Origin of the sequence: Nocardia gipuzkoensis (assembly GCF_021183645.1) — a bacterium.
Classification (GTDB): Bacteria; Actinomycetota; Actinomycetes; order Mycobacteriales; family Mycobacteriaceae; genus Nocardia; species Nocardia abscessus.
Genome location: NZ_CP089225.1, coordinates 2,223,295 through 2,237,573 on the forward strand (window position 1 = coordinate 2,223,295; position 14,279 = coordinate 2,237,573).

The 14,279-nt window shown below is 72.3% G+C and carries 7 protein-coding genes; 4 read left to right on the plus strand and 3 right to left on the minus strand.

The window, feature by feature from the left end; genetic code table 11:
• Positions 1-95: 95 nt before the first annotated feature.
• The 3 genes from LTT66_RS10240 to LTT66_RS10250 are packed head-to-tail and all read right to left on the minus strand — an operon-like array spanning position 96 to position 6,824.
• Positions 96-1,649: a dynamin family protein gene (locus LTT66_RS10240; protein WP_408638769.1), complete on the minus strand. Its 1,554-nt coding sequence runs from the start codon at positions 1,647-1,649 to the stop codon at positions 96-98.
• Positions 1,646-3,508, minus strand: a complete 1,863-nt coding sequence (locus tag LTT66_RS10245; protein ID WP_233066230.1) for a dynamin family protein — start codon at positions 3,506-3,508, stop codon at positions 1,646-1,648. The genes LTT66_RS10240 and LTT66_RS10245 overlap by 4 nt, the downstream gene beginning before the upstream one ends.
• A gap of 37 nt (positions 3,509-3,545) precedes the next feature.
• The gene (locus LTT66_RS10250; protein WP_233066233.1) at positions 3,546-6,824 is read right to left on the minus strand and encodes an IniB N-terminal domain-containing protein; all 3,279 of its coding nucleotides are present in this window, start codon (positions 6,822-6,824) and stop codon (positions 3,546-3,548) included.
• 297 nt (positions 6,825-7,121) lie between these two features.
• Between LTT66_RS10250 and LTT66_RS10255 the strand changes: the two genes are divergently transcribed.
• From LTT66_RS10255 to LTT66_RS10270, 4 genes are all read left to right on the plus strand, one after another.
• The gene (locus tag LTT66_RS10255; protein WP_233066234.1) at positions 7,122-8,885 is read left to right on the plus strand and encodes an Hsp70 family protein; all 1,764 of its coding nucleotides are present in this window, start codon (positions 7,122-7,124) and stop codon (positions 8,883-8,885) included.
• Positions 8,878-11,466 carry a LuxR C-terminal-related transcriptional regulator gene (locus LTT66_RS10260; RefSeq protein ID WP_233066236.1) on the plus strand — a complete coding sequence of 863 codons (2,589 nt, stop codon included), beginning with the start codon at positions 8,878-8,880 and terminating at the stop codon, positions 11,464-11,466. The genes LTT66_RS10255 and LTT66_RS10260 overlap by 8 nt, the downstream gene beginning before the upstream one ends.
• A 46-nt stretch (positions 11,467-11,512) precedes the next feature.
• A complete protein-coding gene (locus LTT66_RS10265; RefSeq protein ID WP_233066238.1) occupies positions 11,513-12,625 on the plus strand; it encodes a hypothetical protein in 1,113 nt (370 codons plus the stop codon).
• Positions 12,626-12,786: 161 nt separating this feature from the next.
• Positions 12,787-14,145, plus strand: a complete 1,359-nt coding sequence (locus tag LTT66_RS10270; protein WP_233066240.1) for a S1 family peptidase — start codon at positions 12,787-12,789, stop codon at positions 14,143-14,145.
• Positions 14,146-14,279: the final 134 nt, after the last annotated feature.

Below are 14,279 nucleotides of genomic sequence, written 5' to 3' on the forward strand. Positions count from 1 at the left end.
CGCTACCAGGCCGCATACCCGGGCACACGTCGCCTACACCGCCCGCGCGGCGGCGGTTCAGCGCAGGTCACGATGCCGCAGGAGGAGGCAGCGGATCATTCCGGCAGCACGCTCAAGGCGCCCTCGGCGCTTCGGGCTGCGGTCAGGCAAGCCGTGGCGGTGAACTGGTCGGCCAAGGGGTGGCGGGCCCTGGCGCGCCACTTGCGGACCGCGGCGACCGCTAGAGCGCGCTGCGCGGTGAGCGGCGCGTCGACCGGGAGGCCCAAACGCAGATGGGGTGCGATGCCGGAGCCGCCGATAAGGCGGTGCAGTTCGGCGAGATCGTCCGCGGGCAGCGCCAATTCGTCGGTGCGCAGGCGGCCGAGCAGGCGCAGTTCCGCGAAACCGTGCACGTCCGCGAGCAGCGTGCGCACCCTCGGCAGCAGACGGTCGGCCTGGGTGCCACGGTAAGCGGTCAGCACCCGGGCCAGCGCTGTAAGCGCGGAATGGGCTTTGAGCTGGTCGGCGCGCTGACCGAACTGCACGTCCAGTACCGAGCGCAATTCGTCCACTCCGCTGCGGCTGGTCAATTCGGCGGCGAGCGTGGCCGAATCCCGCACGCCGAGCCGGATCAACGTGACCGCCATGCGAATGCCGAACAGCCCGAACCGCTCGGCGAGCTGCGCACGCAGTTCCGGCGGCACCGGAAGCGGCACGTCGGCGCGCGCGAAACGGTCCGCCGAGAGCAGCGCGGCGCTCAGTTCGTCGACCGGGACGCGCGCCAGCGTCTCGAAAGCCGCGAACTCCTGCTGACGCAGCGTCGCCGCGGCGAAAGCGAGCAGCCCGGCGACCGGGATGACGGCCTGGCACAGACCCGTTCGTTCCAGTTCCCCGGCGAAACGCGTGGCGACATCACGGGCCGAGTGCAGCGCGTCGATGCGGCCTGCCCCGATCTCGTCGGCCCGCGAGACCACGCCGACGATGCCGAGCGGGCCGGGCGCTCCCGGACCGCCGTTGGCCGCCGCGGTCCCGGCGCCCACACGCTCGAGGAACTGGACGTCGGCCGCGTCCAGCCTGCGCAGCAGATACACCACGGCGTCGGCGCCCGGGATGGCGATTCCTTGCTCGGCGCGCTCGTCGTCCGCACCCGGAGTCAACAGACGCGCGGTGCGCCGGGACACCTCGCGCGAGAGCGACGACGTACCCGGGGTATCGATGATGGTGGTGTGGGCGAGCGTCGCGGCGGGCCACTCGACCTCGAGATGGTCCACCTCGCGCGGAGCCGGGGCGTTCCAGTTCAGCCGGTCCAGGTCGAAGGTCAGTCCGTGCGTCCCGCTGCCGCGCCGTACCACGACGTGCGCGCGGGCGCCGTCGGGCGCGTATGCCGTCACGCTGGGTGTCGAACCGTATCGATACCAGGTGACCACCCGCGTGCACTCGGTGGCGTCGGTGGGGGCGATGTCCTGTCCGACAAGCGAATTCAGCAGGGTCGATTTGCCCGCCTTGATCGAACCGGCCAGCGCCACGCGCAACGGCTGGTCCAGTCGTCGGGCGCAGTCGGCCAGCAGGGCACGCGGGCGCGGCTCGCCCGCCAGCGCCGTCTGCGCCGCGCCGACCAGCCGATGCGCCTCGGCGACGATACCCGGCGCCGGGCCACCATCACGTCTCACGGGGCTACCGTACCGGCGGGTCCCATCGGTAGTGCGGTCTGCATGGCGTCGGCGTATCGGCGCAGCTCGGCGACTACGCGCAGCTGCTGATCCAGCTGTGCGCCGCGTTCGGCGCGGCGGGTGGCGACCATGCTCGCCGCCTCCTGCGCCGCCCGCAGCGACTCGTCGATCGAGCGCAGGCTGCGTTCGGCGACGCCCGCGTAGTGGTCACGCAACGCGCGATGGATGCGGTGCAGCCGGTCCTTCGACTCCTTGCCCGCCTGGAACGCCACATCGTCGACGAAACGGCGCACCGCCGCCTTCGCCTCGTTGCGCCGTTTGGCCAGCCGGGCCTGCTTGTCGTCCCGGAAGGCTTTGCCGCCCACGATCAATCCCGCGCCGATCGAGATCGGGTTGAGCAGGGCCAGCCCGGCGAAGGTACTGGCCAGCCCCACCATCAGCACGCCGCCGTAGGAGCCGCGCATGCCGACGAGCAGCTTGCTGCCGAAACCGATGTCGGGTTCCAGATCGGCGAGGGTGCCGGAGATGGCGCGGCCGGTGTCGGCTCCCGCGCCGGGGCGCACATCCGGCAGGTCGACCGCGCCGAGCTCGGCGAAATGCTCGGCGACGCGTTCGGCCAGCTGAATCGCCCGGGAGTGGGTCCACAGCAGGTTGTCGCCGAGGGCGGTGTCGACGGTGCCGGTGAGATGTTCGGCGATGCGGTCCCAATGCCTGCCCGGGTCGTGCTCGTCGATCCATTCCTCGGTGCTGCGCGCGATGTTGCGCAGGCGGTCGCGCAGGTCGTGGTCGACGTCACCGGCCAGATCGGTGATGCCGTCGGCGAGCGTCTGCTGCCAGGCGGCGGTTCTGCGGTGCAGTTCCTCGGCCGCGGAACGGGCGGATTGCAGCTCGCGCACCGCCGCCGCGCCCTGTGCGGGATCGCGGACCGCGACCAGCTCACTGCCCAGGGCCAGGGCGAGATGTTCGGCCGCGGAGCGGATATCGCGGGCCACGGCGGCGCGGGTGGCCAGCTGATCGCGCGCCACCACCTGGTCACGCAGGAATTCGTAGAGCACGCCGAAGCCGGATTCGACGCCCAGTTGCCGGTCCTGCAACCGCATGGCGTGGCTGCGCAGCAACGAGGACACCGGGATCATCGGCACGTCGAGCCCGGCCCGCGCGAGATGGCCGAGATCGGCCTCGTGCACCTGCCGCCAGTGCGGATACAGGTCGATCTTGGTGAACAGCAGTGCGACCGTCGGGCATAGCTCCCGTACCTGTCGCAGGAAGGCCAGTTCCGGCTCGGTGAGTTCGGTCGACGCGTCCGACAGCACCAGCACCGCGTCCGCGGCGGGCACCATTCCGAGCACGCCCGCGGCATGGGCATTGCCGTGCCCGCCGACGCCGGGGGTGTCGATCAGCACGATGCCGTCGGCCAGCAGCGCGTTGGGTACCTGGACCTCGAGGCGCACGATCCGCCGTCCCTGTGCCAGCGGTGAGCGCGGGTCGATCGCGCCGACCTCCGCGATCGGCACCTCGACCCTGGTCTCCGCGCCGCTGGAGTCGCCGTGCGCCGTGAGCACCAGCTCCGCGCGCGGGTGCGGGCCGTGCGCGAGCAGCATCGGCACCATGGTGGTGGCATCGTCCCCGACCGGGCAGATGTCCAGGTTCAGCAGCGCGTTGACGAAACGGCTCTTGCCCTGGTCCAGCTGTCCGGCGACGACGATGCGCCGGCGCGGGTCGCGGACCCGGTCGGCCGCCACTTCGAGGCGGCCGACCAGATCGTTGCGGCCCGCGGCACGAGCCGCCGCGATGGTTTCACCGAGTACCGACAGCAGCGGTACCGCCGGTGGAGTGGCGTTCGGCGCGGGCGTCCCCATCGCGGTATGGACCTCTTTCCGTGATTGCCGGCAACTGTCAGTGCAGGAATGTATCGCCACCCAGGTCGGCGTTCGCCGAACCGCTGAATTCCGTGCTCGCGTTGGTCTCGCCGAACAGGCCCGAGTCGGCGTGACCGCCGGTCGTGCTGTCCAGGCCCGACCCGAAGGCGCTGGACACGTCCAGCGAGGACCAGGTGTGCGCGGTCGAGCCGACGCTGCCGCCGAGACCGGCGCCCGTGTCCACCGCACCGTGCGCCGCGCCGCTCGCCGAGCCCGCCAGACCGGAGGTCGCGTCCGCCGCGCCGCCGAGACCGGCCGTGGCATCGAGGCCGGAAGTCGCGTGCGAACCCGCGCTGCCGCTGATTCCGCTGTCCAGGCCCGAACCGAAGTGCGCTCCCGCGCTCGACGCGCCTTCGAGACCGGTCGACAGACCCGAACCCAGTCCGGCACCCGCCTGCGCACCGGCATCGATAGCGCCAGTGAGACCGGTACCGGCCTGCGCAGCGCCGTCCACACCGGTGGAGAGGCCTCCGCCGAGACCGGTGGGCAAGCCCGTTTCCAGCCCGGTCGTCGCCTCGATTCCGGCGTCGAGCGCCCCGCCGAGACCGGTTTCCAGACCCGTGCCGAACTGCCCGCCGGTGTTCAGCGAACTCTCCAGTCCGCCGCCGAGTTCAGCTCCGGTGCTCACGGCCGCGCCGAGACCGGTCGCGAGGCCTGCCTCCAGGCCGGTCGCCGCTTGCGTTCCGAGATTTCCGGCACCGCCGATGGCGGACGAGAAGTTGCCACCGAGTCCGGCGGTCAGATTGCCGGAGCCCTGTGCCGCGGTGTCGATTCCTCCGGTGAGCCCGGTCGCCACCTGACCGGTGGCGTCGAGTGCACCACCGAGCCCGGTCTCCAGACCGGAGCCGATCTGAGCGCCCGCGTCGGCAGCTCCGTTCGAACCGGTGGACAGCCCCGCGCCGAGATCGGCACCGGCTTGCGCACCGCCGCCCACGGCAGTGTCCAAACCGGTGGTCACTCCACCAGCTCCGTTCACAGCGCCCTCCAAGCCAGCGCCCAATCCGGCACCCGCCTGGCCACCGGCGCCTAGCGCCGCATCGATGCCGGTGCTCAGACCACCAGCCGCATCGACGGCCCCGTTCAGACCCGCGCCCGCACCGGCACCGAGGCCCGCGGTCAAGTCGGTCGCGGCACCGGCGGCGCCCTCGAGACCCGCCCCCACGCCCGTAGTCACACCGGCAGCGCCATCCAGCCCCGCGCCGATACCCGCCGTCAGGTCATCAGTCGTACCCACGGCGCTCTGCAGACCAGCGCCCAGGCCGGTGGACGCGTCCACAGCACTTTCCAGACCAGCGCCGACACCGGCCTGCGCACCGGCCCCGAGGCCCGCTGTCACGCCACTCGCCGCGTTCACAGCGCCCTCCAGTCCGGCACCAGCCGTGCCGCCCGCACCCAGCGCCGCATCGAGTCCCGTGGACAAGCCGTCGGCCGCGCCGGCACCGAGGCCCGCGGTCAAGTCGGTCGCGGCACCGGCGGCGCCCTCGAGACCCGCCCCCACGCCCGTAGTCACACCGGCACTGGCGTCCAGACCGGCCCCCAGCCCGGAGCCGATCTGAGCACCCGTTTCGGCAGCTCCGTTCAGTCCGGTGGACAGCCCGACACCGAGATCGGCACCGGCCTGCGCACCGCCGCCCAGCGCGGCATCCAAGCCGGTGGTCACTTCACCAGCTCCGTTCACCGCACCGCTCAGCCCGGCACCGATACCCGTCGTCAGGTCGCCGGCGGTGCCAACGGCGCTCTGCAGACCTGCGCCCAAGCCCGTGGTCGCATCCACACCTGTGGTCAGTCCACCCGCCGCGTCGACAGCGCCTTCCAGACCGGCCCCGAGGCCCGCACCCGCACCGAGACCTGCCGTCAGATCGGCCGCCGCACCCGCGGCACCCTCCAGACCCGCGCCCAGGCCCGCAGTCGAATCGACCGCCGCCCCGAGACCACCCTCCAGACCAGCACTCAAGCCCGTGGTGATGTCGGCCGCACCCCCCAAACCAGCGCCCAGGCCCGCAGTCGAATCGACCGCCGCCCCGAGACCACCCCCGAGGCCAGCACTCAAGCCGGTGGTGAGGCCGGTCGCGTCCTCCACAGCGCCTTCCAGACCTGCACCGAGACCCGTGGTGATGTCGGCCGCGCCTCCGATGGCGCTCCCCAGACCTGCGCCGAGCCCGGTCGTCGCGTCGACAGCGCCCTCGAGACCGGCGCCGAGATCAGCGCCCGCCTGCGCACCGCCGCCGAGGCCAGCGGTCAGATCAGTTGCCGCGCCCACGGCGCCTTCCAGGCCCGCACCGAGCCCGGTCGTCGCGTTCACAACACCACCCAGGCCCGCGCCGAGATCAGCGCCCGCCTGCGCACCGGCGCCCAGAGCCGCGTCCACGCCCGTGGTCAGTCCGGCTGCCGCGTCCACCGCTCCCTGCAGTCCCGCGCCGAGCCCGGTCGTCAAACCGGTCGTCGCGTCTACCACGCCCCCGAGGCCGGTCGTCAGTCCGGCCGCCCCGTTCACCGCGCCCTCCAGCCCCGCACCCAGTCCGGTGGTCAGGCCCGCTGCCGCGTCCACCGCTCCCTCGATGCCTGCTCCGAGTCCAGCGCCCGTCCCCAGTGCCGCATCGATGCCGGTCGAGACGCCGGTCTCCAGCCCTGCGCCGAGGTCTCCCGCGCCTTCGAGGTCGACGCCCGCGCCGATCCCGCTGATCACCTGGGCGCCCGCGCCGAGCAGGCCACCCACGGCCGCGGACAGATCGGCGCCCGCGTTCACCACGGTGCCGAGCCCCGCGGCCAGTCCCGCACCCAGCCCCGCGCCGATCTCGAGCCCGGTTTCGATCGCGGTGTTCAGGCCCGCGCCCACATCGACGCCCGTGCCGAGGTCGACACCCGCGCCGAGGTCGACGCCCGTGCCGACACCGAGGTCGACGTCGACGCCGCCACCCGCACCGCCACCCGCACCGGCACCCAGATCGACACCGAGATCCGCCCCCAGATCGACTCCGGCGCCGGCCACCGCCGCCGCACCCACGGTGCTCGCCGCGCCGACCGCCGCCGCCGCGCCGGTCTGCGCGCCCGCCGCCACGATGGCTTGCAGCTGCGACCCGCCGGTGACCAGCGCCGACTCCGCGACCATCGGCGCGCACAGGGTGATGTCCTCGGGGGTCACCGCGCTCAGTCCCGCGGCGGCCAGCGCCTGGGTCGGGTTGGCGCAGTAAGCGACCGCGGCGTCCTGGTTCCGCAGCAGATCGAGGATGAACTCCAGAATCGCGTTGGGTGTCATGAGAATCGTCTCCTGAGTCCCGGCGGACCTCGATGATCCGCAGTCGTTGGAATGCAAATCACGCTAGGAGCGCATCCCGTTACGCCGAAACGGGGCGAACCCCTACGACCGGCCGGGGGCACTCGATAGGGGCGGGAGCGTAATTAGGGGAATTTCCCTAAACGATCCCCTAACGAGGTAACGGCTGATGGCCAGCAACCGACAGAACGGTTGCGTCGGCAACTACAACGCCCAGCGCACCATCTCGGATACACAGCAGCGACACCGGACCAGACAGCTTTTCGAACGGGGTTCTGAATGACACAGCGCCTGGCGCTCGGCATCACTGTCGGGACGTCGAATTCGGTCGCCGTGGCGGCTACGGAAGAGGGCGACGACGGCATCGGCCCGTCCGGCGGCGGCTACCTACGCTCGCATCCGAGCGTGTTGCGGCTGTCGGAAGACATGGCGCCCACGCTCGGCGCGGGCGCTCGCGCCACCGGCCGCCATTCCAGCGACGTCCTGCTGGAGGGCTTCCTCGCCCGGGTCGGCGACCCGGTCGGCATCTTCGCCGAGGACGGCTCCTCGTATTCCGCGCCCGACCTGGTGGCCACCGCGATCGGCTGCCTGGTCGACGAGATCGCCGCCGAGACAGGACAAGACGCCACCCGGGCGATGGTCGCCTGCCACCCGGCGTGGTGGTCGCGGCACACCGTCGACATTCAGCGCGATGCCCTCGAGCGGGCCGGACTCGGCGAGGTGACCCTGGTCCCGGAGCCGACCGCCGCGATCCGCTGGCTCGACGCCGCGCACGGCAGGACCGATGACGGCGCGGTGATCGTCTTCGACCTCGGGGCGAGCGGCTCGACCGTCTCGGTGGTGCGCACCGGCGAGCACGCCAGCCTGCTGGGCACGCCGCTGCGCAACGCCGAGGTCGCCGGAGCGGAATTCGATCTGCTGACCATGCGCTATGTCCTGGCAAATGCCGTGCTCGCCGCGGATTTCGATCCGTTCGATCCGGTGGTGGAACGCGAATTATCGGCTTTGCGGGAGCGCTGCAGAAAAGCGAAAGAAGAGCTTTCCATAAATACCGCGACGGTTGTTCCGGTCCGGGTCGACCCCGCGGATCCGCACGGCAGCACGGTGCGGCTGGTGCGCGGCGAACTGGAAGACCTGCTGCGCGGACCGCTGTTGAGTTCGATGGACCTGATCCGCGACGCGGTGCACCGGGCGGGTCTGGACATCGGCGATGTCGGCCGGGTCCTGCTGACCGGTGGCGGCGGCGCCATCCCGCTGGTCGCCGAATTGATCTCCTCCGAGTTCGGCTTGCCCGTCGTGGCGGCTCCCGACCCGGAGCACACCACGGCACGCGGCGCCGCGCTGCTGGCCGCCGACCTGCTCGCCGCCGAGACCGATCAGCTCCCCATGGTCGACCCGGGCGTCGAGGACGAGACCGTGCCGCAGCCCAGAGCGCTCCCCTCAGCGGACCTGGTGGCCTTGCGCGAGGACCGCCCCGCACGCCGTCGCGCGCCGACCAGCAGGCGGCGTATCGCTGTGGTGGCGGGCGTCGCGGTGGCCATCGGCCTGCTGACCACCGGAACCGTCGCCATCGGCACCGGCATCCAATCCGGCCCGAGCAGTCCCGCCTCGACCCAACAGTCCCCGACCGGCGCCGCACAGGTCGCCGCGACGACCGGAGCACAGACGGGCGATCCGTCCGCGCCGTCCGGGGTCGCCGCCACGAACTCCGCCGGCTCCACCGGCCGACCGAAAACCGAGGCGCCTGGAGCAGGCTCGCCCTCGTCTCCGGCCCAGGGCACCACCGTGGCCGTGGTGAACAGCGAGCCGAGCCCCGATCAACCCGCCCCCGCGCAGGCGGACTCCCCGGCGCCGCAACCCGCGCCCCAGCCGCAGCCCGCACCTGCGCCCGCACCGGCGCCGACCAACCCGTCGCCCCCCACTCAGCAGCAGCCGCGCCCCACGCCGCCGACCGCGCCGAGCCTGCCGACCGGCGTGCTCGGCGACACGCTCGGCACGGTGCTGCGCGCTCCCGGGGAGATCTTGGGAGGCTCCGGTGGCTGATACCGCCTTCGACACTCTCCCGTGCGCCCGCGACATCTTCCGCGAGCTGGACGCCGCCGACGACCAGCCGGTGGTCTACCTCATCCGCGGCCGCTCCCAGACCGGCAAGTCGACCCTGCTCGCGGAGATCCGGGCTCGTCTGCGCGCCCGGGGCATCCCACTGCAGGACGACACCGCCGCCCTCCAGCACGCGCACGCGCGCAACGGCTCGCACCCGGCGACCCGCACGCCGATCGCCGGCCCCACGGCAAGCGTGACGACCGACACCGCCCGCCCGGCCCTGATCATCGACAACGCTCACACGCTCGGCCGGCTCGATCTGGAATACCTGTGCGCCGCCGTGGAATCCGGGCACCGCACCGTGGTGGTCGCCGCACAGCCGCGCCCGCACGACGCGCGGCTGCGGATGCTCGCGGAGGCGGTCGCCCGGCGCGGTCGCGTCGTGGACCTGCGCCCGCTCGGCGTCGCGGATATCGCGCCGTTCGCCAGGGAGCTGGGCATGATGGTGCCGCGCCAGGTCGCTCAGCACATCCACGTGCAGACCGCGGGTATCCGCGGTGGCGTGGTGGCGGCGCTCACGGCGGCCTGCTCGGCGCGGCTGGACGCGGGCATCGCGGCGGTCGATACGGCCGTCGCGGCGTGGGCGCGCGGGTTGCTGGACAACCTCGAGCCCGACCTGCTGGAGACCCTGGTCGTCGCCACCACGGGAACGGGTCTGGATTCCACCGAGCTCACCGAGGTGCTCGGCATGGAGCAGAGCGTCGCGCAAGATCTCATCGACCGCGCGAGGGCCAGTGCCCTGGTGACCGATGCCGACCTGCTGCTCGAACCCGCCGTCGCCCCGCTGCGCACGCTGCTCGGCGACCGCAGGTTCGTCGCGGTCGAGCGCCGGTTGCTCGGCGCCCGGCTGGAGGCGGGCCTGCTGCGCGACCGCACCGCGCTGCAGTTGGCCGAGTCCGGTGTCCGCGACCCGCGTCTGGCCGACTTCCTCATCACCGCCGCGGAGCAGGCCGGTCGCGAAGCGGTTCGCTATTACGCCGCCGCGGCCGCCGCGGGGGCGGAACTCGATCCGATCGCGCTGCGCTGGGCCGAGGCGGCCGCGCGGACCGGCGACGGCGACACCGCCATGCGGCTGGCAGAGCCGATGCTGGCGCGTGCGGGCAGCACCGGCGCCGAGCTCGCGACAGCCGTGCGGATCTGCGCCGCGGTGCTCACCCGCCGGGGGCTGGTGGGGCGCGCGGCGCAGCTGTACACCTGGCTCGGCGACGACCGGGTGGGCCCGGACTGGGCGGTCGGCGCCACGGTGCTGTGCCTGGCGGGTGACGTGGCAGGCGCCGGGGAGATGTCGTCCTCGTCGACGCAATGGCCCCCTACCGAGGCGGGGGCGCACGCGCGGGTGATCGCGACCGCGCTCGCGGACACCATCGCACCGGGCAACAGCACCGCGGCGGCGGTGTCGGCGCTGGTGCAGGCCGCGCACGCGGACGCGGGCGTGGACCGTTTCCTGCCCTGCACGGCGGCCTCCATCGCCACGCTGCTCTCACTCGCCACCGGTGAGCCGCGCCGCGCCCAGGACGCGTTGCGGCGAGCCACCGCGAGTGGGCTGCGCTGCCACCAGCTCGACGTGCTGGCGGCCTGGACGGCGATGCTCGGCGGCGACGAGCGCGCCGCCGCGGCCACGGTGGCCGCGCTGGATCACGACCGACTCGACGTTCGCGACCGGCTGCTCGCCCACGGTGTCGCGGTGGGCCTGGCCAGGCGCAGCGGTGATCACACCGCGCTGGCCCGCGCGTGGCAGGCGGCGTATCCGCTGTTCGACGACGTGCAGGCCGACCTGCTCGCGCTGCTGCCGATCGGCGAGCTGTGGCTGGCCGGTATCCGGATGCGGGACGAACGGCGGATCGCGCCGCTGGTGGACGCCGCGCTCGCGCTGCTGCGCCGGTTGAACGACCCGCCCGCCTGGTCCAATGCCTTCCACTGGTACGGCGTGCAGGCCGCTATCGCGCACGAGAGCCCCGAGGAACTGCTGCCGCACGCGCGAGCACTGAAAGCGGCGGCGGAAGCGGGTGACCGGCACGCCGCCGTGCTCGCCGACGCGGGCCGCACCTGGGTGCTCGTACTGCGCGGCCAAGTCGCGACCGCGCCGGTGCACGCGGCGGTCGCCGCCCTCACCGAGATCGGCATGACCTGGGACGGCGCCCGGCTGGCCAGCGAGGCGGCGCTCGCCGCGGCCGATTCCACCACCGCCACCGCGCTGCTCAAACTGGCCCGCACCGTCCGCGCCGACGCCCGGCCGCAGGAGCCGCAAGCCCGGCCGTCCACACCGGTCTCGCACAACGGCGACGCTCCCCCGCCGACGCCCGCGCCGCCGCAGGCCGCGATCCTCAGCGAACGGGAACGCGAAGTCGCCGAGCTGGTTCTGCTCGGGCTCACCTATCGCGAGATCGGTGCGCGCCTGTACATTTCCGCGAAGACGGTCGAGCACCACGTGGCCCGCATTCGACGCCGGGTCGGTGCCCGTTCCCGTTCGGAGTTATTGTCGATGCTCCGCGCCATGGGACACGGCTCGCTTCTGGTGTGACCGGGTGCGGTTCCGTCGGCGGGAGCCCCGAAGCGAGGTAGGTGAGATGGCCACTGGGGTTGGCCTGCGCGTCGCCGAGGACGCGTGCACTGCGGTGATCGTCACCGATGGCGACGAGGAACCGCGGTACATCGTCCGGGAGTCGATCCTGCACATGTCCGAAGACGGTGACGCCGAATTGGGTGGCCCGGCGTCGGCCGGGCACGCGCATTCGATCACCGGATTCGTGCCCGCGGTCGGTGACCCGGCGGGCATCTCGGTCGACGACGGCGAGGCGTACCGCGCCGAAGACCTCGTCGCGACCGCCCTGTTCTGCTTGATCAACCTGGCCGCCGAGCATCTCAGCGGTCCGGCCGAGTTCTACGCGACGCATCCGGCCGAGTGGACCGCCGAGCACGTGCGGTCGCTGCGTGACGCGCTGGACTACCTCGGTCTGCGCTCGGTGCTGCTGGTCAGCGAGGGCGAGCTGCCCAGCGCCGAAACCGGCGCGGGCGGTGACTCGTTCGCCTACGACGCCGCCCGCGGCGCGCTGGCGGCCGTGCTCGCCACACCCGCGGGCGCCACCCCGCCGGACCCGTCCACCGCGGAGAACTCGACGGTCGACACCATCGTCATCCCGGCGGTGCCGAGCACCGAGGCGCAGCCGCAGGCGTACTCGGCGGCCTTCCCGATCGCCGAGCCGATCGGGGCCGTGGCCGCCGAACCCGAGCCGTCCGAGAAACCAACGCGGGCAGCGGTTCCCGCCCAACAGCCGAGACGTATGCCGTTGCTGATCGCGGGCGCCGCCCTGATCGGGTTGGCGCTCGGCGGCATCGTGGTGGCCCTGCTGTTCCGCGACAGCGGCGACACGCCGGTGCCGCCGCTGCCCGACGCGCAGTCCGAGCAGACGTCGGTCCCCGCTCCGCCCCTGCCGCCGGTCACGTCCGCCACGACGCCCACCACCGCCGAGCCACCCGAGCCGCCGGTGGTGATCACCGAGACCACCACGCCGGAGACCACCACGCCGCCCCCGCCGACCAGCGAGCCGCCGACCACCACGACGCCGCCCACCACCACGCGTTCTTCGACAGTGCGCGGCACGACGACAACCGGATACCCGTTCCCGCAGCTACCGCAGATACCGACCATCCCCGGAATGGGAATACCGAGTAGTCGGTGATTAGTAGCGCCCTTCCCGGGTTTGTGGCCTAGAGTGTTGCGCTGACCGGGTTGTCGGATGAATTTCCTCGCCGGTCGGTTGCAGGACGAAGGCTGTGCGCCAACGGATTCTGCCCGTGGCCACGGATTTAGCTGGCACGTGCGTGCCGACGAAGGGACTTCATGCGCAAGTTGGTGGCGCGTCGCGCCGCGGTCAAGGCTGTCGCCATCGCTTCGACCGTTCTCCTGGCTCCCTTGTTCGGCACGACGACCGCGGCGGCGGTCCCGGACGCGCCCGCACAGCTCGGCGCGGACACCCTGCCACCGGAATTGGTGCAGGCCATCGCGCGGGATCTGCAGATGACCCCGACGGAATACCTCGACCGCGCCGCGCGCGCCCAGCAGCTGCGCGACTATGCGCGCGACTTCCGTTCGGAGCGACCGGATTCCTACGCGGGCGCCTGGATCGGCGCCGACGGCAAGCCCGTCGTCGCGGTCACCTCGCTGGACGCCGCCAAGATCGCCGCGGCCGACGGTTACCAGACCAGGCTCGCCCCGGTGTCGGCGGACAGTCTGGAGACCTCGCTGGTGCAGCTCAACCAATGGGTCACCGGCTTGCCACGCGAGATCTCGCAGGCGATCAACTCCGTGGCCATCGACTTCCTGAACAGTCAGCTGGTGCTCAGCGTCGCCAACACCCCCGCGGGTCACATGCTCAACCTGCCGACCCTGCTGGCGAACATCAAGGTCATCCTGGCGCCGAACAGCGGAGGCCCGGTCGAGCGCAGGCCGATGGGCGGCGACACCTACATCAGCGCGCCCGGCCCGCTCTCCGACTCGTCGCTGCGCGCTGTCGACGTGTGCTCGTTCGGGTTCAACAGCATCGACGCGTCCGGCAACGCGCTGAACATCAGTGCGGGTCATTGCGATCCGAACCTGGGCAAGGGCAACCAGGAGGCCGGCGTCTACCTGCCCAACGTCCGGGACATCCCGGCCAGCCCGGAGCTGGGCACCTTCGTGCGCGCCTCGCTGGGCGGGCAGTCCGCGCTGGACTACTCGGTGATCAAGCTGAACGAGCGCGCGGTGCGTGCGGGCATGGACAAGCCCTCGGTGCGCGGCGCCAACGGCACCACGCTGGCGATCACCGGCACCGCCGACCCGATCACCGGCGCCCCGGTCTGCAAGTCCGGCCAGTCGTCCACCTTCACCTGCGGCTTCGTCGTGGCCGACCGGGTGGAGACCCAGCTCTTCACCGCCGAGGGCGAGAGCAAGACCGTGCGCGGGTTCGCCAGCTCGGCTTGCACGCTCGGCGGCGACAGCGGCGGCGCGATCGTGTCCGGCACGCTGGCGCTGGGCATCACCAGCGGTTCCAACGCCGCGGACGCGCCGAACTGCAACGAGGCCAATATCGCCCTCGCCCAGTACGGCGGCACCGCTTCGCTGGGCATCCCGATCCGGGCGATCCTGGCCGATGTCGACGCCTCCTCCGGCGGCGGGATCGGCAGCGGCATCGCCGTGCGCACCTGGCCGAACGCGAGCTGAGCGCGCGCCCGAAGATGTGGTGATCCACATATCCACGGTCGACGGGCTATGAGGGAGTCGAGAACCGCCAGATGAGTAGGCATACCGCGCCAAACCCCATATAGTCTGCTCATGCTCCTGCCACGTATAGGTCC